16 protein-coding genes are annotated in these 20,703 nt (G+C 72.6%); 6 read left to right on the top strand and 10 right to left on the bottom strand.

The window, feature by feature from the left end; genetic code table 11:
• The first annotated feature begins 2 nt into the window (after window positions 1–2).
• The 4 genes from KCQ71_RS21275 to KCQ71_RS21260 all read left to right on the top strand — a co-directional run bounded on the left by KCQ71_RS21275 (window position 3) and on the right by KCQ71_RS21260 (window position 3,640).
• Window positions 3–431, top strand: a complete 429-nt coding sequence (locus KCQ71_RS21275) for an MmcQ/YjbR family DNA-binding protein (RefSeq protein ID WP_223409886.1) — start codon at window positions 3–5, stop codon at window positions 429–431.
• 68 nt (window positions 432–499) lie between these two features.
• Window positions 500–2,485, top strand: coding sequence for an ABC1 kinase family protein (locus KCQ71_RS21270; protein ID WP_223409883.1), 1,986 nt, complete (start codon window positions 500–502; stop codon window positions 2,483–2,485).
• An 82-nt stretch (window positions 2,486–2,567) separates the two neighbouring features.
• Window positions 2,568–3,035, top strand: a complete 468-nt coding sequence (locus KCQ71_RS21265) for a MarR family winged helix-turn-helix transcriptional regulator (protein WP_223409880.1) — start codon at window positions 2,568–2,570, stop codon at window positions 3,033–3,035.
• Between the two features lie 14 nt (window positions 3,036–3,049).
• Complete coding sequence (locus KCQ71_RS21260; protein WP_223409878.1) at window positions 3,050–3,640, top strand: GNAT family N-acetyltransferase; 591 nt, start codon at window positions 3,050–3,052, stop codon at window positions 3,638–3,640.
• Window positions 3,641–3,646: 6 nt separating this feature from the next.
• Here KCQ71_RS21260 and KCQ71_RS21255 read toward each other — a convergent pair whose 3' ends face one another.
• Entirely contained in the window at window positions 3,647–4,237 is a 591-nt protein-coding gene (locus KCQ71_RS21255; RefSeq protein ID WP_223409875.1) for a YqeB family protein, read from the bottom strand.
• 74 nt (window positions 4,238–4,311) lie between these two features.
• Here KCQ71_RS21255 and KCQ71_RS21250 point away from each other — a divergent pair, with 74 nt between their 5' ends.
• Complete coding sequence (locus KCQ71_RS21250; protein ID WP_223410373.1) at window positions 4,312–4,917, top strand: TetR/AcrR family transcriptional regulator; 606 nt, start codon at window positions 4,312–4,314, stop codon at window positions 4,915–4,917.
• Between the two features lie 75 nt (window positions 4,918–4,992).
• On the opposite strand, the gene recD is transcribed toward KCQ71_RS21250, so the two are convergent.
• The 6 genes from recD to KCQ71_RS21220 form a co-directional block, all read right to left on the bottom strand.
• Window positions 4,993–6,870, bottom strand: a complete 1,878-nt coding sequence (recD, locus tag KCQ71_RS21245) for an exodeoxyribonuclease V subunit alpha (protein WP_223409872.1) — start codon at window positions 6,868–6,870, stop codon at window positions 4,993–4,995.
• Window positions 6,867–10,283, bottom strand: coding sequence for a UvrD-helicase domain-containing protein (locus tag KCQ71_RS21240; RefSeq protein WP_223409869.1), 3,417 nt, complete (start codon window positions 10,281–10,283; stop codon window positions 6,867–6,869). Before KCQ71_RS21240 ends, recD begins: the two co-directional genes overlap by 4 nt.
• On the bottom strand, window positions 10,280–13,735 hold the full coding sequence (gene recC, locus KCQ71_RS21235) for an exodeoxyribonuclease V subunit gamma (protein ID WP_223409866.1): 3,456 nt from the start codon (window positions 13,733–13,735) through the stop codon (window positions 10,280–10,282). Before recC ends, KCQ71_RS21240 begins: the two co-directional genes overlap by 4 nt.
• Window positions 13,736–13,768: 33 nt before the next feature.
• Complete coding sequence (locus KCQ71_RS21230) at window positions 13,769–14,128, bottom strand: hypothetical protein (protein WP_223409864.1); 360 nt, start codon at window positions 14,126–14,128, stop codon at window positions 13,769–13,771.
• A gap of 59 nt (window positions 14,129–14,187) precedes the next feature.
• Window positions 14,188–14,808, bottom strand: coding sequence for a copper resistance CopC family protein (locus KCQ71_RS21225; protein ID WP_223409861.1), 621 nt, complete (start codon window positions 14,806–14,808; stop codon window positions 14,188–14,190).
• 109 nt (window positions 14,809–14,917) lie between these two features.
• Window positions 14,918–15,553: a hypothetical protein gene (locus KCQ71_RS21220; RefSeq protein ID WP_223409858.1), complete on the bottom strand. Its 636-nt coding sequence runs from the start codon at window positions 15,551–15,553 to the stop codon at window positions 14,918–14,920.
• Window positions 15,554–16,133: 580 nt separating this feature from the next.
• On the opposite strand from KCQ71_RS21220, the gene KCQ71_RS21215 reads away from it, so the two are divergent.
• Window positions 16,134–18,215: an LPXTG cell wall anchor domain-containing protein gene (locus tag KCQ71_RS21215; RefSeq protein WP_223409855.1), complete on the top strand. Its 2,082-nt coding sequence runs from the start codon at window positions 16,134–16,136 to the stop codon at window positions 18,213–18,215.
• Between the two features lie 95 nt (window positions 18,216–18,310).
• Here KCQ71_RS21215 and KCQ71_RS21210 read toward each other — a convergent pair whose 3' ends face one another.
• The 3 genes from KCQ71_RS21210 to KCQ71_RS21200 are packed head-to-tail and all read right to left on the bottom strand — an operon-like array spanning window position 18,311 to window position 20,682.
• The gene (locus KCQ71_RS21210) at window positions 18,311–18,757 is read right to left on the bottom strand and encodes a hypothetical protein (protein ID WP_223409851.1); all 447 of its coding nucleotides are present in this window, start codon (window positions 18,755–18,757) and stop codon (window positions 18,311–18,313) included.
• 24 nt (window positions 18,758–18,781) lie between these two features.
• Window positions 18,782–19,660: a sulfite exporter TauE/SafE family protein gene (locus tag KCQ71_RS21205; protein ID WP_223409848.1), complete on the bottom strand. Its 879-nt coding sequence runs from the start codon at window positions 19,658–19,660 to the stop codon at window positions 18,782–18,784.
• The gene (locus KCQ71_RS21200) at window positions 19,660–20,682 is read right to left on the bottom strand and encodes a Gfo/Idh/MocA family protein (protein WP_223409845.1); all 1,023 of its coding nucleotides are present in this window, start codon (window positions 20,680–20,682) and stop codon (window positions 19,660–19,662) included. The genes KCQ71_RS21205 and KCQ71_RS21200 overlap by 1 nt, the downstream gene beginning before the upstream one ends.
• Window positions 20,683–20,703: the final 21 nt, after the last annotated feature.

Here is a 20,703-nt window from a genome sequence, read left to right as displayed (position 1 = left end):
CCATGGGACACCCACAGATGTTCGACGACGCCGACCCGTACCTCGCCCGCCTGCGCACCATCTGCGCCCGGTTCCCCGGCGCGACCGAGACCGTCAGCCACGGACGGCCCACCTTCAGCACCGCCAAGATCTTCGTCACCTACGGCGGCGGCACGAGGGGCCCGAGCGGCACCCGGGAGAGGTACGACCAGTCGATCATCGTCCTGCCCGACGCCGGCGAGCGCCCGGCCCTCGAGCAGGACGGGCACTACTACCTGCCGGCCTATTACGGGCCGTACGGCTGGATCGGCTGGGACCTCGCCCACGGCGGCGCGACCCCGGAGCAGGTGGACTGGGACGAGGTGTTCGAGCTGGTGGACGCCTCCTACCGGCAGGTCAGCCCGGCCCGCCTGGTGGCCGAGTGGGACGCCGCGTCTCCACCCTCCGGGTGAGTCCACGCCTGCAGTTTCACCCCTGAGGGGATTGGTGCCACGCTCCGATTGCCGGGAGACTCGGGACCATGGTCGACTTCCTGGGGAGCTCGCTCACCGTCGCCAGCGTGATCTTCTCGGTGCTGATCTTCGCGCTGCTCGTGCGGCGGCTGCTCGGCGTGCGCATGGGTCTGCTGCGCACCATGGTGGCCGCCTTCGTCGCGGGCGCAATCGGCCCGTCGGTACTCCAGGCGATCCTGCCGGCGCCGCCCCAGGACCAGGACGTCCTGACCCTCGGGTTGTATGCCGCGCTCCTGTCCGGCTTCGTGGTGATCGTCGCGATGGCGATCCTCGTGGTCATCGAGGCCCTGGTCCCGAACGGCTCCCTGCCCGGACCGCTGGAACTGCGGCGCTCGGCGCGGGCCCGACTGTCCCGGACCCGCCGCTACCTGCACATCCTGCGCGTCGTGGCCAAGCACGGACTGTCCCGGTTCCTCCGGGGACGCGTGCACCGGGGGTTGCGGACCGCCCCGGAGCGGCGTGACCTGGCCCGCTCCCTGCGCCGGGCCCTCGAGGATGGCGGGGTCACCTTCATCAAACTCGGGCAGCAGTTGTCCACCCGCCGCGACCTGCTGCCCCCGGAGTTCACAGCCGAACTGGCCGCGTTGCAGGACGATGCACCAGCGGTGCCGTGGCCGCAGGTCCGAGACGTGCTGGAGACCGAGCTCGGCCGCAGCCTCGAGGACGTGTTCGCCTCCCTCGACTCGCAGCCGCTGGCAGCCGCGTCCGTCGCGCAGGTCCACGCGGGGCGCCTGCTGGACGGGTCGGAGGTGGTCGTCAAGGTCCAGCGCCCGGGGATCAGCGCCGAGGTGGAGCGCGACCTGGACATCATTGCGCGGCTGGCGCGCACCCTCGCCGCTCGCACCGAGTGGGGCGCCTCCCTCGGGCTCCAAGGGCTCGTCGACGGCTTCTCGGACGCCCTCGCGGAGGAACTCGACTTCACCATCGAGTCCGGCAACATGCGCTCCGTGGCCGCCGCCCTGCGCGCCGCCGGCACCGACGGGATCCGCGTGCCCACCCCACACACGGACCTGTGTACGCCCCGCGTGCTCGTCATGGAGCGGATGGCCGGTGTCCCGCTCGGTAGCGCCGGGGAGCCCCTGGCCGCGCTCGGCGACGAGCGGCGTCGGGAGATCGCGGACACGCTGCTGCGCGTTGTGATCGACCAGCTGCTGACCAGCGGCATCTTCCATGTGGACCTACACCCCGGGAACCTGCTCGTCGACACGGACGGGACCCTGGCGATGCTCGACCTCGGCTCGGTCGGTCGGCTCGGGTCCGTGACCCGCGCGAACGTCGGCCGCTTGGTCGCCGCGCTCGGCTCCGGTGACTCGCAGGCGGCCACGGACGCGCTCCTGGAGCTGGTGGACCGTCCCGAGAACGTGGACGAGCGTGGCCTGGAGCAGGAGATCGGCACCATCATCCTGCGGTTCACGACGGCCGGCAGCACCGACGGTGCCGCCGCGTTCGGAGCCCTGTTCCGCCTCGTCGCCACGCAGCGGCTCGGGATCCGCCCGGAGGTTGCCGCCGTGTTCCGGGCGGTCGCCACGCTCGAGGGGACCGTCACCACCATCGATCCCGGCTACGACCTGCTGGGCGCCACCCGGGCCGCGGGCACGAGCCGGATCGCCCGGGAACTCACGCCGGAGGCGGTGCGGACCAGCGTGGTCCGCGAGGTCGCCACGGCACTGCCGATCCTGCGGCGGCTACCCCGCCGGATGGACCGGCTGGCCGACGCAGCCGAGCACGGGCGACTGTCGGTGGGGGTCCGGCTCCTCGCCGATCCGCGCGACCGGCGGTTCGTGACCGGGCTCTGGCACCAGGCGCTGCTCGCCATCCTGGGGGCGACGGCGGGCCTGATGTCGGTCGTGTTGTTCGCCGTCGCGCCCGGCCCCCTGGTCACTCCCGAGATCGGGATCTACCACGTCCTGGGCAGCACGCTCCTGTGCATCAGTATCATCCTCGTGCTGCGCGTCCTCATCGTGATCTTCCGACGGGAGACCGACGAGGGTTGACGTACGCCACACGGTCGGCGTTGTCTTGACAAACCCACCACCTCGGCTAGAATTACTTGAACCGTAAACAATAGAGGTGAACATGTCCGAGCCACGCTGGCTGTCCCAGGAGGAGCGTTCGACCTGGCTCGCCCTGACGGGCCTGATCACGAAGCTGCCAGGCGCCCTCGACTCCCAGCTCACCCGGGACGCGGGCCTGAGTTTCTACGAGTACATGGTCCTGGCGATGCTCGCCGAATCCGACGACGGCGTGCTGCGGATGAGCGCGCTGGCCGAGCTCACGAACGGATCGCTGTCCCGGCTGTCCCACGTGGTGCAGCGGCTCGAGCGCCAGGAACTGGTCCGCCGCGAGACCTGCGCCGATGACCGCCGGGCCACGAATGCGATCCTCACCGACGCCGGACGCACTCGCGTGGAGTCCGCCGCGCCCGGCCACGTCCAGCATGCGCGGACACTCGTGGTCGACGCCGTCAGCGCCGAGGATCTGGCCACGTTCGGACGGGTCGGCGAGGCGATCCTCGACCGGGTCGCCGACCAGCGCCGCCGCTGACGGATCCGCGCCCGATGAAGATCACCGGAACCCGCGTGGAATTGCGGGACTGGACCATCGCCGACGACCCGCGAATCCGCTCGCTGCTGGACCCGGCGCGCCCCTGGCACCTGACGAACGGCCCGTACTTCGGCCCGCCCACCGCGGAGTCGATGGAGGCCATGCGGGCCGGGATCCTCGCCCTGGCGGCGATGGACGAGACGGATCGCCCCGATCCCCGCGGCATGCTCGCGGTCGTGGACCGCTCGGACGACGCGCTCGTCGGCGCCGTGAGCTGGTACTGGGAGAGCCACGAGACGGACTGGCGGCGCCTCGGCATCGGCATCCACGACGAGGCGTACTGGGGCCGCGGCCTGGCCACCGAGGCGATGGCGCTGTGGACCACGTACCTGTTCGACGCCACCGACACGCTCCGCCTCGACTTCGCGACCTACTCGGGCAACGAGGGCATGATCGGCGTCGGCCGGCGGCTCGGCTTCGTTGAGGAGGGCCGGTTCCGCAAGGCGCGGCGCTGGTCCGGCGGGGTGCACGACTCGGTGGTCATGGGCACGCTCCGTGAGGAGTGGGAGGCCCGGCGCGCGGCGTGGCCGGCCACCAGCTCCTGACCGGGGTCAGACCTTCCGGTCCAGCATCTCCCACCGGTAGCCGTGGGCGACGAACGCGTCCCGGACCGCCGCCCGCGGCGCCTCCACCTCGCCCTTGTACAGCTGCCGGCCCTCGACCGAGTCGATGACGAGCGCGGTGCCCTCGCGGTAGACGCCTGCCACCTGGGCCCGCTCGATACGACGCTCGTCGTCACCCTTGGCGATCAGGATCTCGGCGCCGGAGACGGTGATGCGAGGACTGCCGGAGGTCACGACCGCGGCCACGACCAGACCGACGACGGCGCCGATGACCGGGCGCAGCACCACCAGCACCGGCGCCTCGAAGGAGCTGAGGAATTCGATCGGCCCGGCGAACGGGATCGGGTAGCGCGCGGCGACCGTGCCCAGCCAGGGCAACAGGAAGCCCACGCCGACCCCGAGCACGGCGCCGATCATCGCGACCAGCCACTTGTCCTGGGTGCCCATGGCGAGCACGGTGGCCGGTTCGTCGCCGGTCGGCGGCTGGTGCCCGACGGCGGCGCTCGGCTCCGGCGCCTCGGCGGCGCCTTCCGCGAGGCGTCGGCGGTAATCGTCCATTGCGTTGAAGTCGGGCGCCATGGTCCCCTCTCCCCTGGTTGTCGATGCTGGAACAGCACTGTACCAGCCGGGTACGGTAGAGTTCCAGGGTGAACATGACCGGCGGCGCCGACCACCCAGCCCAAGGGGTCGGTGCACTGTCCAGGCAAGCGATGATCGACGGCGCGATCGAGATCCTCGCGGCCGACCCGTCCGCCTCGCTGAGTGAGGTGGCCCGCCGCCTCGGCGTCGGCAGGACGTCCTTGTACCGGCACTTCTCCGACCGTGCCTCATTGCTGGGCCGGGTCGAGACCGAGGGGGCGCGGCGCATCATCGCGGCCCACGTCGCCGCCGACCTGACCGCGGGTACCGGCCTGAGCGCGTTGGAGCGACTGTGTGAGCACCTGTTCGAGCTCGGTCCGGTGCTGTCCCTGTTGTTCGCCGACAACCCCCTGATCACCGACGAGGCCCTGGCCGATCCGACGGTCGCGATCGCCGCAGGAGCCAGCGACGAGCCTGCGGAACCGGTGCCGCACACGGTCCGGCGCGGACAGGCCGACGGATCCATCGACCCCGGCCTCGATCCCGCCTGGGTGGAGCTGTTCCTGTGGACGACGCTCTCCGCCGGGCACCTCTACGCCACCCAGGTGAACTCCCGCCGGAGCGGGCTGGAGCGGGTGCTGCAGGCGCTCCGCCGCACCCTGCGGCCGCCCGCCGCCTGATCACAACAGGCCTGGCGCCTGATCACAGCCGGCCCGTCGCCGTTCACCTCGGGCGGCCGGCTGTTCGCCTCGCCGTCAGTCCGCGACGAGCCGCTGCCGCAGGCCACTTGCTCGCTGCACCTGCCGCCCGACCGCCACCCGGACGGCCGCCTCGCTGCCGACGATCCGCACGCGCCGGCTGGCCCGGGTGATCGCGGTGTAGAACAGCTCACGGGTGAGCAGCGGCGAGTCCTCCGGCGGCAGCAGCACGGTGATCTCCTCCGCCTGGCTGCCTTGCGCCTTGTGCACCGTCATGGCGTGCATCGTGTCGACGTCGCCGAGGCGGCTCGGCCCGAACGCCTGGTCGCCGGCGCTGCCCCGGATGACGGCGATTCGGCCACGGGTGCCGTCCTCACGTCTGGTCGCCACGACGACGCCGCTGTCGCCGTTCAGCACCCCCGTCGCGTAGTCGTTGGCCGTGACGAGGAGCGGGCGACCCACGTACATCGGGTCGTAGAGCCCGTCGCCGGTCTCCTCGGTGAGCCAGTTCTCGACGTGCCGGTTCCAGGTCCGTACACCCCACGGTCCCTCGCGGTGGCCGCAGAGCAGTCGGTGCCGGCCGAGCAGGTCGAGCGCCTCGCGGCTGTGGCCGCCCTGAGCGGCCCGGTAGACGGCGAGGGCGTGCTCGGTCAGGATCGGCCGCAGGGCGCGCGTGGGGTCGGGATCCTCGACCCAGACCACCTCGGTGCCGTCGGCGCGCATCTCGTCGAGGACGGCATCGGCGTTACCCAGCCGCACGGCATCGGCGAGCCTGCCGATGGTCCGGCCGAAGCGGTGCGGGGTGAGCAGGCGGACGACGGCGACGGGGCCCTGGTCAGTGCCGGTGACTGTTGCGGGGTGCTCGGCCAGGGCGATCTGCTCCGCGCCGGCGACGAGGTCGGCGAGGACCGCACCGGCGTCGACCGACACGAGCTGGTCGGGGTCCCCGACCAGGATCAGCCGGGCCGTCGGGCGTAGTGCCTCGAGGAGCCGTGCCATGTGCGTCAGCGAGACCATCGACGTCTCGTCGACGAGCACCACGTCGTGGGGCAGGCGGTGGTCGCGGTCGTGGCGGAACCGGGTCACCGAATCCGGACGCCTTCCGAGGAGCCGGTGCAGGGTCACCGCACGCACCTCACTCAGCGGCTCGATCAGCGCCCTGCTTGCGACGTCGCCGGTGGCCCTCATGATCACCTCGAGCGCTTCGGTGACCGCCTCCTGCATCCGGGCGGCGGCCTTGCCGGTGGGCGCGGCCAGTCCCACCCGCAGGGGTCGGCCCGGCCCGGCCTGCTCCGCGAGCAGCGCGAGGACGCCGGCCACGGTGCTGGTCTTGCCCGTGCCCGGACCACCCGTCAACACGCTGGTCCAGGAGCCGATGACCACCCGGGCCGCGTCCCGCTGCTCCTCCCAGCCGGCGCCGAAGACGCGCCTCAGACCCGACTCGAGCAGGTCGGCGTCGACCACCGGTGCCGGCTGGGCGGCCCTGGCCACCAGGTCGGCGATGACCTGGACCTCCTGGTGGTGGTAGCGCTGCAGGTAGACCAGTCCATGCTCGAGCACCAGCGCGCCCTTGCGGACGAGGGAGCTGTCCCGCAGCTGCTCGAGCCACTCCTCCGGGCCCGACCACGGCAGTGCCGGGGCAGGGTCGAGCACGCGCAGGGCAGCGTCGAGCTGAGCGACGTCGACGGCCACGGAACCCGTCCGGACGGCCCGGGTGGCGACCGCTGCGGCGAGCAGCGCCGCGTCCGCGGACGTCACCTCGATGCCCCCAGCGGCACGTCCGAGCGTCCGCGCCACATGCAGGTCCGCAGCGGTGAGCAGGCGCGCCGCGTTCAGCGCCCCGAGGAGCCCACTCGCATCGCGGGCCAGCCTCCGGTCGCGCTCGTCGACGGGCTCGAACAGCTCGAGCGGCGGTGCCGCCGTGATCCCGGTCATGCCGCACTCTCCTCCATGCCGTCGAGCAGGTCGGAGACGCCCTGCACGAGCGCGACCGGCGGGCGCCAGGAGAACACGCCGCAGGGTTCTCCGTCGACGATGGGCGTCTGCGGCCCGCACATGCCGCGCAGGTAGAGGTAGAGAACCCCACCGAGGTGCTTGCGGGGTTGATAGTCCGGCAGCCGCCAGCGCAGGAACCGGTGCGCCACCACGGCGTACAGCAGTGCCTGCAGCGGATAGGAGGAGTGCCCCATCGCCTCGGCGAGCGCCTCCGGGCGGTACGCGGCCGCGGTGAGCGGCTGCTCCGGGTCGTTGAACGGGCCGAGCCAGTTGGTCTTGTAGTCCACCACCAGATAGGAGCCGCCGGTGCGCAGGACGACGTCGACGGAACCGGTCAGATAGCCGCGCAGTTCCTGCTGGGCGAGCATCGGCTGGGCGTCGAGGACGTCCGCCCAGGCTCGGACCGGGTCCCCCTCCTTCAGGTGCCGGCGCAGCAGCGGGGCGAGGTCACCCAACCGGGCTCGGGAGGCGGCCCTGCGGACGTCGCCGCCACCGAGCGGCAGCTCGAAGTCGAGTTCACACAGGCGGTCCCGGCGGCCGATCCCGCGCAGGGTGGACCCGGGTGCGAGCGGTCCGAGCGGGCTGTCGCAGACCGCGACCAACGCGTCGGCGAGTTCCTCGGGATCGAGGTCGACGGGCCACCAGAGGAGTTGTTCGTGGATGTGCCGGAGCAGTTCCGAACGCAGGTCGGGCGACTGCGGGTCGGCGTGTTCGAGCACCCCGTGGACGAGGGATCCGAACGTGGCACCGACCGGGAGCGTCGCCATCGGCGAGGGCACGTCCGCGCCGGGGATCAGGACGTCCAGGCCGGGCAGCGTGGGCTCGGCCGTCACGACGGACTGGGGCGTCTCGGGTTCGTCGTCGCGCGGTGTGAGTTCCGGCTCGCTGCCGACACCGCCGGTGAGCTCGTGGGCGTCGGCCTCCCGCGGTGTGCTCAGGGCGGTGTAGGAGGTCCGCCGCCAGTTGCTGTCGATCGCGCGGTCGAGGTGGCGGATCGAGAGTTCCGGAACCGGTGCCTCCGGTGGGACGGGTGCGGCGGCCGCGTGATCGGCGACCTCGAGCGTGAACGCCCCATGGTCGGCCCACCTGCGTAGTTGGGCGGTGGCGATCTCGTCGGTGCGGGGCGTCGGGACGGTATCCGGAACCATCGCGGCGCCGTCGGGGTCACGCCCGAACAGCAGGCGGTGCAGTGCGGAGTTCGGCGTGTTGTTGGTGGGCGACCACCACAGCACCACCTGGGACTGGGCCCGGGTGACGGCCACGTAGAGCAGCCGCAGCGCCTCGCCGGCCTCCTCCGCCTTGTGCCGGGCGACCGACTCCGACCAGCCCGGGTTGTCGGTCTCGCCACCCACGTCGCGACAGCGGGTCCGCGCGTCGTCGGCCTCGTGGAACTGCGGGATCTCGGGTGTCTTCGCGACGTGGCGGTCGAACAGGGCCGGGCAGTAGACGATCGGGTACTGGAGCCCCTTGCTGGAGTGGATCGTCACGAGCTGGACGGCCGCGGCGTCGGAGTCGAGGCGGCGGCTGCGTGCCCCGGATGTCTGCACGGCGTCGTCGGCCATCTGCGCGCGGAGCCACTCGATCAGGCCGGCCAGCCCCAGCCGGCCGGCGCCGGCCTGCTGGCTGGTCTCGTGCAGCAGTTCACCGACGTGCTGGAGATCGGTGAGCGTCCGTTCCCCGCCCACCTGCGCGAGCACGCGGGCGGAGTTCCCCTCGATGTTCAGGGCCTCGAGGACCGCTGCCGCGCCCTGCCGGTCGTAGACGTCGGCGAGCCGTCGGTGCCGTGCGGACAGGTCGTCGTCGAGGTCGTCGCCGCCCGCGTCGAGGTCCGCGGCGGTCATTCCACCGAGATCGGTCAGGGCCGCGGCGCGGTTCAGCGTCGCTCGGTGCGGCGCGGCCATGGCCTCGAGGAGCGCGAGCCAGTCGCGGGCGGCCGCACTGCGCAGGACGCTGCCGCCGCCCGCGCTGACGGCATGGATCCCGAGCCGCCGCAACTCCGCCTGAGCCGCGAGCAGGTCACGGTTCGTGTGGGCCAGAACGGCGACGTCCCGGGCCTGGATCGGTCGCGGCGGCTGCGGGTTGCCGACCGTGTCGCGGGCGTCGTCGAACGTCGCTCCGGAGGCCAGCAGTTCGGCGATGTCGAGGGCCAGGTCGCGCGGGATGTGGTCGCGGGAGGTCGCGATCGCGGCGCTGCCGCCCAGGTGCTCCGTCCTGAGGACCTGACGCAGCCGGACCGCGCCCGGGTTCGGCAGGCCGTGCAGCCGGGAGCCCTCGTGGCGGGCCCGGACCGGCACCACGGAGATCTGGTCGTCGCCGAGCGCGGCGCCGCGGAGCATCGCCTGCAGCGCGTCCACGACAGGGGCGTCGCTGCGGTGGTTCGTCGGCAGGGTGCGCTTGTCCTGGGCGTGGGAGGCCGCCTTGAGGTAGGTCACCACGTCGCCGCCACGGAAGGCGTAGATCGCTTGCTTCGGGTCACCGATCAACACCATGGTGGCGTGGCCGGCGAACGCTCGCTCGAGGACCTGCCACTGGATCGGGTCGGTGTCCTGGAACTCGTCGACGAGCACCACCTTCCAACGGGCACGCATGCGCTGGGCGGCGAGCGAGTCGGGCGTCGCGAGCGCGTCGGCGAGCTGCGTGAGCAGGTCGTTGTAGTGCATCACCTGCAGCCGTCGCTTGCGGCGCTCGAGCTCGTCCCGGACGGCCTGACCGAACCGGGCCCGGCGCACCGGGTCGCTGCGCCGGTCACCGGTCGCCGGGTCGGGACGCAACTCGGCGTAGACGTCGTCGACGACCGCACGCGCGATCTTCAGGGCCACCTTGCGGCTGAAGATCGGCTGGTTCCTGTCCCCGACGAACCCGCGCAGGTACAGGTCGTCGACCACCTCCACGAGGAGGTCGTCGAGGTCCTCGACCAGCTGCGCGGAGGCGTCGGAGGTCCCGGCCACCCCGAGCGAGCGCAGCACCTGGTGGCAGAACTGGTGCGTGGTCGCGATCGTCGCCTCGTCGAAGGACGTCAGCGCCCGGCGGACCCGGCCGAGGCGGCGCATCCGCTCGGCGTCGTCGACGTGGACCAGCAGGCCGATCAAGGGCCCAGCCCCGGCCGCGGTCTCCGGGTGGTGCAGGGCCCGCTCGACCTGGACGAGCTGCTCCCGGACCCGGGCCCGCAACTCCTGGCTGGCGGCCCGGCCGAACGTGATGATGAGCATCTCGGTCAGTTGCACGTGGCCCTCGGCCACGTAGCGGGCGACGAGCGCCGCGATGGTCCACGTCTTTCCGGTCCCGGCGGAGGCTTCGAGCATGACGGTGCCGGACGGCAGCGGGTCGGTGATCGAGAAGTCGAGGGAGGTCATAGCCGCTCCATCGTCTCGGCCTCGAGGACGAACATGGGCTCCCAGAGCTGGAGCGCCAACTGTCCGAACCTGGTGCCCACCCCTGCGCGCCAGCGCTCGTCCTCGCCGGGTTCGCCCGCCACGTCGGACAGGCCTGCCCGTGGGCCGAAGACACGGACGAACGCGGGGTCGTCCTGCTCACCGGTGCTCGTGTACCAGCCCGTCACCGTCGTCCACTTCTTCTCGGCCGCCTCCATGGCGGCCCGCTCGTCGCCCGCCTGGGCGCGGAACGTCTCGGCGAACGCGTTGGCGGTCTGGACCCCGAGGGGTAGCGGCTGCGCCAGCCCGCGGTCGTAGAGGTCGACCAGCTGGACCAGGATCGCGAGCGCGGTGGCGGGGTCCACCGGCCCATGCGTGTAGTGGCCGACGTAGGTGCGCCGCCCCAGCTTGAGCTGACCGAGCACCTGGCTGGTGGCACCGTCGTGTCCGGCGGCCGCGAGCACGAGCGCCGTGACCCAGGAGCGCAGCCGCTGCTTCGCCCTGATCGACGAGTACGTCGACGTGATCGCGCTGACCGGTGCGCCGTACAGGTCTGCGATCGTGCCGGTGAGCCGGCGTCCGTCGGGGAGCTCGAGGTCGATGTCCACCGCCGTGGCGGGCCCTCGGCGTCGCTCGAGGGTGGCTCGTGCGATGCCATCCACGGTGCCGGCGACATCGGCGAGGACGGCATTGCCGAGTTCTCCCGGTGGTGCGCTTCCGCGCCAGTGTTCCTCCCGGCGTGCCTGGGTCAGGTCGGTGCCACCGAGGACGGCCTCGAGCATGCGGTCGCCGATCTTCCACTTCTCGAGCCCGTCGAGGTCGATCGGGATGCCCTCGGCCGCCTCCTCAGGTTCGTCGGGCAGGATCAGGCCGAGTCGCTGGCGTAGGAACGCCTGAGCCGGCTGCGCGAGGAACCGCTGCAGGTTCGCAAGGTCGACGTCCTGCCCCATGATCGGCGGCAGCGGCTCCGGGACCAGAGTCTCGAGCACGGCCTCGGTGCCGGTCACCAGCGGGCGGGACAGGTGGGCCCGGGCACCGGCGAGCGCGCTGGGGTCGAAACTGAACGGACTGCGGTCCGGGAGCAGCGCGCCCTCCCCGTCCGCAGGTGCGCCGAGGTTGCGCGCGTCGTAGGACTGCAACGGATGGCGCCGCACCAGTGGTACCCCGTCGCCTCGTGTGGCGGTCTCGTCGAGAGCGTCGATCAGTTCGCCGAGTGGCACCGCCGGCGGTCGTTCGGCGCCGCTGTGCTCGTCGGCGCCGGTGTAGGTGATGACGAGGGCACGCTCGGCGGCCATGACCGCGTCGAGCAGGAGCTGTCGGTCCTCAGCCCGGGTGTCCCGCTCCCCGGTGACGGGGGTCCGCGAGAGGGCGTCGTCGCCGTCGGGCGTGATGGTCCGGGGAAACACGCCGTCGTCGAGGCCGACCAGGGCGACCACGCGGTGCGGCACGGACCGCATCGGCACCATCGTGCAGACGGTCAGCGTGCCCGTGCGGAAGCTCGACCGGGTGGCCCGGCCGGCCAGGTGCTCGGCGAGCATCGTGTGCACGTCGGCGAGGGCGAGGTCGGTCGAGGCGGTCCCGCGCCGGGCCGCCGCCTCGATCCGGGCGAGCTCGCGCTCGAGCTGGGTCGTCTGCCAGGCGTCCGCAGGTGCCGGATCTGCCAGCGCGAGCACACCCTCACGCAGAGTGCGGGTCCAGTCCTCGGCGGCGCGGCTCTCGTGCAGCGCGCCGAGGGTGGCGCCGATCCGGTCGAGCAGTTCGGCAAGCCGGCCGGCCAGGTCGATGTCCCCGCTGTCGAGGTCGTCCAGCGCAACCGTCCGGCCGAGGTAGGTGGTGTCCTGCCCGTCGAGGACGGCGCCGGTGAGGATCCGATCGAGGCCGGTTCGCCAGGTGTTCTGTTCGAAGTTGCCCAACTGGTAGGCGGCGCGGTGGTCGGCATCGAGACCCCACCGGATCGCGACCTCCTCGACCCACCCCGCGATGCGGTCGATGTCGTCGTCGTCGAAGGAGAACCGGCGCCGCACCGGCTCCGACCGGGCCAGGTCGAGGACCTCACCGGCGGTCAGTCGCCCGCCGGCCAGTTCCACCAGGCGCGCGGCAAGGGCCAGCAATGGGTTCGTGGTCCCGGGCGCCCGGTCCGCGAGCATGACGCGCAACCGGTGGGCCGGGTGCCCCGCCTCGTCCTCCCCCGCCGTACGGACCACCTCGCCGAGTCCGAACCCGGCGTGCACGAGGGGCGCGTAGGCGTCGATGTCCGGGCACATCACCAGGATGTCGCGGGGCTCGAGGTCGGGGTGGTCCTGGAGCAGTCCGGCGAGGACGTCCCGGAGCACCTGGATCTGGCGGCCGCGGCCGTGGCAGGCATGGATCTGGACGGAGGCGTCGTCGGCTGGGATCACCCGCGCGGCGCGCTCCGCGGCCGTGGGGACGTGATCCGCCTGGAGGTCCTGCTGCAGCCACCGCAGCAGCGAGGCGGACTCGGAAGGCGCGTCGCCGCCGTCGGGAAGCAGTGCGTCGACCGTGGGCGCGGTCGCCAACGTGCGTTGCAGCTCGCGCGCGTCCCGGCCCAGCGAGGCGAGCAGCGGGTGCTGGATGTGATCGACCGAGGCGTCCTCGATCCGGGGCGTGAGACCCGCCGAGACGATGTCCCGGAGTGCGTCCCAGGCGGCCGGCGACGCCTGGGGCAGCCAGAGGTGCACGTCCCGGTGCTCGGCGAGCGCGCCCAGGACCTCGACCTCGCTGGCGGCGATCCGGGTGTGTCCGAACAAGGACAGCCGTCCGGGCAGCTCCAGGTCCGCGCCGCCGGAGCGCACCGCGGCAACGACCTCGGCGTGGCGCACGTCCGGTGGCGGCGCATCGACGAGCTCGAGAACGGCCCGCCACAGGAAGGGCTGCCAGGCCAGGTCCTCGGCGAGGGTGCCGCCGAGACCGTCACCGCCGCCGCCCGTGCGCCAGTCGGTCACGATCGCGGGGCGCTGCAGGGCGTATCCGGAGAAGAGGCCGGCGAGCCGGCGGGCCACGGCATACCGGCGGCCCCGGCGTAGGCCCTGCTCCGTCTCGTCCAGCGCGTCGTCGGCACCGAGGTGGGTGGCGAGGGCGCCGGCCCAGGGCTCGTACAGGGACTCGTCGATGGCCTGCAGGACGGTCCAGGCGAGCTGGTCCGGATGCCACGGGTCGTCGCGTTCGATACCGAGCACCAGCGAGACCAGCGAGTGCGGGTTGAGGAACCGCACGCCCGCGCAGACGCCGTCACCACCGCGGGCACCGGCGCCCAGGCGGTGGGACAGTCGCTGCGCGAGCCACCGCTCGACGCCCCTGGCGGGCACGGCGACGACCTCCTGCGCGAACGGGTCGGCCAGTGGGGTCGCCAGGAGCTCGGCGAGCCCGTCGGCCAGGGCGCCCGTAGCCGCCGCGCGGTGCAGGAACAAGGTCACGCCGTGACCCTATCCGCGGCGTCGGACACCTGCTCAGCCGTCGTGGATATCGCTCCGGCCGGCCGTGCCGGCGTCGGCTGCGGGCGCAGCGCCCGCGGGCGCGGCGGCGTCGGTGAGCTCCACGGCCACGATGGCACCGTCCTCGCCGTACACGAACGTGCCCCACGGCGGGTCACCGGGCGTCGGCGCCGGGGCCAGCATCTCGCGCTGCCGCTCCAGTTCCTGCAGCGCCTCGTGCCGAGTGGGGGCGAAGACCTCGTCGATGATGCCGAAGGTACCGCCACCGCTGCCGTGGCCGCGGGACTCACGCGGGCGTCGCTCGGCTCGCAGCACCGCCTCGATCCCGACGGCGAGCGCCACCAGGCCGAGCAGGGCGACGAGCCAGGGTGACATCCACCCAGGCTACGCCGCCCCGCCCGCGCGGACCGGGCCGGCGGCGCCCCAGGACGGGATCAGGAACGGCTGCGGCGCACGATCACCGCGACAACCGCACCCACGACCGCGATCGCGACCACCACGAACGCGACGATGCTGCCCGCGCCGGGCCCGGACCCGTCATCGCCTGCGTCCACGGCGGAGGCGCTGTCCGACGGCTCGGGCTCACTGGTCCCGGCGTCGGTGGTGTCGGCCTCGGTGGGCTCCGTCGGCTCCGCGGGCTCGGTCGGATCGACGGTGGTCACCACGGGCGCGTCCACCGTGAACTCGTACGTTCCGGAGATCGGATGACCGTCCGAGGACACGACCCGCCAGGTGACCGTCCAGACCCCGGCCGGTACGCCGTCGGGTAGTGGCAGTGCCACCTCGGCGCCGTCCACCACCGGCGGCTCCTCGGTGAGCACGGTGCCCTCGGCGTCGGTCAGGACGATCGCGGCGCTGAGATCGAGGATCTCGTTGTTGAAGGTCAGGCGGATCTCGGTGGGTGCGGCGGACAGGGTCTCGCCCTCCGCGGGGGCGGAGGAGAGCAGCACGTCGTGCGCCTGGGCGGCACTCGCGTGGATGGTCAGGCCGAGGAACAGGGCGACGGCGGAGATCGCCAGGGTGCGCAGGTTCAGTGCGCGTGGGGATGGGGACATGCGAGAACCTCACAGGGCTGGGTGGCGGTGCCCGGGCGCTGGCGCGCCGGGCAGGATCGCTGGGGTCGCGTCACCGGCCCGAGGTCCCTTGCGCAACTGCGTGCCGGGCTCAGGCGGTGGCGCCGAGCAGCGGTGGTCCCCGCCGCGGAGCCAGGTCCAGCCACGCGATCCGGGGACGGGCACGGCGGGGCAGGGCAGCGATGCGGTGCGGCCGCCGGTTCGCCTCGACGGCCGGGAGCGTGCGCTCGAAGAGCACGGCCAGCAGCGGCGCCCACCAGGTCCAGAGGGCGAACAGGGCACGGTCGCCACGCCAGAGCAGGGCGGCATTGAGGACGGTCGCGAACACGTGCGCGCCGAGCATGGCGGCGGTGAGTGCATGCCCGTCGCCCGCGGGGGTGACGCAGTGCTGCACGGACTCGGAGAGGGCCGCGCCGTGGGCGTGGCCGGCGGCCGCGGTACCAGTCGAGCAGCCCGCGGTCGCGCCGAGGCCGGCCGTGGCGGTGAACACGTGGTGCAGGCCGAGCTGGCCGGCGCCGAGCAACGCCAGCACCGTGACGGCGTTCAGGCGGCTGCCGCAGACGAGTATCGCGATCAGCATCGTGAAGGCCCCGGCGGCGGCCACCACGAGCGGGTCGCCGAGCGTCCCGCCGGCGGACAGGTGCGCGCCGAGGGCGAGGCCGAGCACGCTCACCGACACCACGGCCGCGCGCAGCAGGCGCAGCGGGCCACGGCGGGGATCGGTCACCGGGCCACCCTAACGCGGGGGGTTGGGCGCCGTTCGGCCCCGGCCCGCGGGACCGCTCACTCGCGCGCTCTGAACGGCAAGCCGATGAACGCGGCCGACCCGGGCGTGATGCCGAGGACGTGCAGGGCGTGACCGGCGACGTCGGCCTGCTCGAGCATCTGGGCGGCGCACTCATCCCAGCGGGCATCTCCGGCCCTGCGCGGTGCCTGCTCACCCCTGCGCGACGCCTTCTCACCCTGTGCCGCGACATCTCACCCCTTCCGGGGCCGCCCGCGCTCACGGGGTTTGCGCCTCACCCTCTGCCGGCCGGCGCGCCCCTCGGACTCGGCAGGTTCCCGGCCCTGACGCTGCCGACGCGACCGGGTGAAGTGAGGACGAGACTCACCCTTCACCCCCTCACCCCCGCCCTCAGCCGCGGAATTCCGCCGTTCTGAATCACCAGACGATCACCACGCCGGACGCTCCCCGGCGCGTCGGGGTCGTGTTGATCTGGGCTCGCCCCGCCGCGCAGCACTCGTTCACACCATGCGCCGGTGGCAGCTCAGAACCGCACATCCAACCGCAACACGGGGGATCGATCATGAGAACCATAATCAGAGGGTCCGTCGCGACCCTCGCCGCTCTGGCACTCGGCCTGGGAGTGCTGACCGCGGCCTCCGCACCAGCTTTCGCCGACGCCCTCGACGACGGCGGCGCCGCCGTCATCGAGGCGCAGGTCGTCGACGCCGCGGCCGCCGAGCCCACCGCACCCGAGCAGGCCGCTGAGCCGACGGCGATTCCCGACGTCGAAGCGACCGTGGTCGAGCCCGCAGCCGTGGCGCCCGAGGCCGACCCGATCGCGCAGTCCGCGGCCGACCCGGTCGCCGACGTTGCCCCGGCGCCGGCCGCCGGGTCCGCGAGCGAGTCCGTGCCCGACCCTGCCACTGAGCCCGCAATCGAGAGTGCGCCCCGGCCGGCAGCACCGGAGCAAGTCGCACCGGCAACACCGGCCGCGACCGCAACGGCGATGACCCAGGACGCGGTCCGCAAGGTGTTCGTGTGCAAGTACGTGGGCACGCCCGGCGTGGACGAGCGACTCCAGACGGGCAACAACCCGCTCAGCGTCAGTATCAGCTCGATCTCCGACTGGCCGTCCGGCCTGGCCTACCCCGATGACGTGGTGGGACTGCGATTCGCTGACGCGCACAACCGGTCCATCGTGATCGGCTGGGACACGCGTACCGGGGGTGGGCAGCAGGGCGAGCCGGACGTGAGTGCCTGCCCGCAGCCCGAAGGCCCCGAGGTACCCGAGGTGCCCGAGGTGCCCGAGGTGCCCGAGCTCACCGTCATCACCCCGGCCCTGCCGCAGTGGGTCGACGAGTGCGGCGTGGACAACGGGTACTGGGTCTACACCAGCACCGTCGAGTACACCTACTACGTGTTCGACCACACGACGCTGAACGGCAAGGTCTCGATCAACGTGGTGCCGGCCGAGGGTTACACGTTCCCCGATGGCTTCCGCACCACGCACACGCGCACCCAGAACAACGTCGAGTGCCAGCCGGAACCGTTGGTGGAGACCCGGTTCAAGACCACCGTGCGCTGCGACCTCGGCTGGATCTGGATCGACGAGTACGAGCGCCCCACCGACTACGTCCTCTCCGGCGACTCGTGGGTCCTCGGCCAGCCCGGCTCGTGGACCTGGGTGGGCAAGACGCGGCACGAGGTGACGGCGGAGGAGTGCGGCGTGGCCGTCGCGCCGCTCGTGGTGACCCAGGCGACCTGCGCGACCACCGGCGCAATCTCCCTGCCCGGTGCGGATCACGTCGAGTACGTGGTGCACCACCTGGTCGACGGTGCCCTTGCCGGAAAGCCGGAGAACCTCTCCGACCTGGCTCCCGGCACGTACAGCGTGATCGCGACCGCGGCCGGGCACTACAGCATCACCGAGGTCCCGGACGGCTGGCAGCTGAGTACCTCCGGAAAGGCCGAGACGACCGTCACGATCGCCGAGGTCGAGTTTGAGGACTGCGCGACTCCGCTGGAGTCGATGCCGGTCACCTTCCCGGAGCCCGGCGTGGTTGATCACTGCGCCACCGCGAACGATGCGGTGGAGTGGACCGCGGGTGTGGGCCTGGATGTCTGGCTGCAGGACGGCCGGTTCCTGAACGCGGTCGCGCAGCCCGGCTACCTGCTCCCGGCGGAGCTGCCGGCGGGCTGGACGCTGAACGAGTTCGCGTCGGCACCGACCCTCGCCGCAACGACCCAGTTCGTTGCGCTCGATGTGCCCGCCCAGGTGGCGACGTTCGAGTTCGAGCTCACGGACATCCCGTGCGAGCTGGAGATCGAGCCGATCCTGCCGGAACCGACCGTGCCGGACCCGATCGTGCCCGCGGCGACCGTGCCGGACCCGATCGTGCCCGCGGCGACCGTGCCGGACCCGATCGTGCCCGCGGCGACCGTGCCGGACCCGATCGTGCCCGCGGCGACCGTGCCGGTGCTGCTCGTCGGGCAGCCGGTGCCACCCGCACGGCTGAACGCGCCCCTCGACCCGGCCACTCCGCAGCTGCCCAGCACCGGCGCTGCAGCCGGCACCACGGCACTCGCTGCGAGCCTGCTGGGCGGGCTCGGGATCGCGCTCCTCGGGCTGTCCCGCCGGCGACGTGAGGACGGTGGCCGCTGACGGCCACCCATGATCGCGGTGGGCCGGCCCGCTCCCCCCGGGCCGCCCACCGCTCAGCGCGCCCGCCCGCCCACGGGCGGCTGCCCGCGCCGTATTCAGTCCGCGGCAACCAGGGTCGCCACGTCCGCCGCGACCTCGACCGGTGCACCGGTCGGACCGTCGATGACGGCACGCCCCCCGAGCGGGCGCTCGAGCCGGACCGTCTGGAACATCGGGTACGCCTCGTCGTCGCAGTCGAAGTTGAACCGGGTGCCGTGCGGCGCCACCACGTGGGTCGTGATGGTCACCATGGTCTGGGTCTCCTCGACCTCAATGGAGTGCGGGTCCCCACAGCCGGGACTGCCACCGGTGTACCGGACCAGGATCTCGCGGCCGCTGTCCCCCTGGACGGCCACGGCGTCGGTCCGGGCGTCGTTGACCACCGGGAACCCGACGGTGAGCGCCCACACGATCAGGGCCGCCGCCGCGGTCAGGATCGCGGCGACGAACCAGAGCGTCGAGGCCCGGATCCGTCGTCGAACCTGCTCATCCCGATCGTCCATGGCGCCATCATCGCGCACAGCGGGTCAGATGAGCAGGTAGAGGGCGCCCACCACGGTGAGGACGATGACGAGCCGCTCGAACAACGCCTGGTCGATCCGGGGTGCGAGCCACCTGCCGAAGAACGCGCCGGCGATCACGGCGGGGATCAGTACCAGGTTGAGCAGCAGGCCAGGGACCGTGATCAACCCGAGCCCCGCCTGGAACGGCACCTTCGTCACGTTCACGATCGCGAAGAACCACGCGGATGTGCCGAGGAACCGCTTGACCGAGAACCGGGACGCGATGAAGTACATGCTCATCACCGGGCCGCCCGCGTTGGCCACCATCGTGGTGAACCCGCCGAGCGTGCCGTAGATGCCCGTCTGGACGCGGCGGGCCAGCTGTCTGGAGCCCGCTACGGATGGCTGGGGTGCCACCTGCCCTCCGGCGCCGTCGACCTCGCCGCCCGACGCCGCCTCGCCGCCCGCCGCGACCAGCTCGGCATCCGACGTCGCGGACAGCGCCGCGGCCCGGATCTCCGCGCGCCGCCCCACGGCCCGGCGCAACAGCGTCACACCGATCACGAGCAGCAGGATGACCGCGATGACGCGCCGCACCCAGGCGTCGTCGGCGAGCGCGAGGAACACGACGCCCAGCGCGACGCCCACCAGCACCGTGGGCACGAGACGCCGCAACGTGGGCCAGTCGGCGTGTTTGCGGTAGGCCCAGACGGCGAAGACGTCCCCGACGATGAGCAGGATCAGGAGCACCGCCGTCGACTCCCGCGCCGGGAGCAGCGCCGCGAAGATGGCGATGGTGATCGTGTTCGCGCCGGGCAGCGCCGCCTTGGACAGCCCGACGATGAGCGCGCCGACCACGAGCAGGGCCCACGCGAGCGCGGTGAAATCGGTGAGGGCGGACATCAGGAGAACGTCAGCCCGTGCTCGGCGCGGTAGGAGGCCAGCAGGGTGTCGATGATCCGGGCGGTGCGGATGGCGCTCGTCCCGGTGCTCGGACTCGCGCCGACCCCGGTGAGCTCGTCGACGACCGCCTGGATCAAGGGTTGCTGCACGGTCGCCGGGTACGGCGCCTCGATGGACTCCTCGCTGCCACCGCGCACCAGCCGGAGCGGCTCCTGCGCGAACGTCGAGAACGTCAGCGAGCCGGCGTCCCCGACGATCTCCACCTCGTCGCGGTACTCCCCGGCCGCGTAGCACCACAGCCCCGTCCCACCGACGCCGGAGCCGAACTCGAACGCGGCGCTGACCAGGTCCTCGGCCGGGTAGCGCCCGGACCGGTTCGCGGCGTAGCCGCTGACCCGGGCGATCGGGCCGAGCAGGTGGTCGAGCAGGTCCAGGGTGTGGGACGCGAGGTCCACGAAGTGGCCGCCGCCGGAGATCTCGGGGTTCACCCGCCAGGGCATGTCGCCGCCCTCGTCGATCGGCGCGGGCTGCTGGTTACGGATGGCGACGGCCTGCACCGAACCGATCGCTGCGCCGTCGAGCAGTTCTTTGACCTTGGCGAAGCGCGGCATCGCGCGCCGGTAGTACGCGACGAACAGCGGCAGTCCGGCCCGCTCGGCGGCGGCGTTCATCTGCTCGCACTCGGCGGTCGTGCGGGCCATCGGCTTCTCGACGTAGACCGGCTTGCCGGCCTCGAGGACGGCGACCGCGTAGTCCCGGTGGGAGTCCGGCGGGGTGGCGATGTAGACGGCGTCGACCTCGTCGTCGTGGATGAGGGCATCGGCGTCGTCGTACCAGCGCGGCACGCCGTGCCGGCGCGCGTAGTCCGCCGCCTTGGCGCCGTCCCGTCGCATCACCGCGACGAGCTCGGATCGGTCGGCCTGGCGGAACCCGGGGCCGCTCTTGACCTCGGTGACGTTCCCGACGCCGATGATGCCCCAGCGGATGGTGGTGGGCGCGCCCGTGGCAGCCGAGGTCTCCATGCCACGAACCGTAGCTCTCGG

The organism is Occultella gossypii (genome assembly GCF_019947135.1).
GTDB lineage: Bacteria > Actinomycetota > Actinomycetes > Actinomycetales > Beutenbergiaceae > Occultella > Occultella gossypii.
The sequence above is the reverse complement of the archived record's forward strand: the minus strand, read 5'-3'. Positions and strand labels throughout refer to the sequence as shown.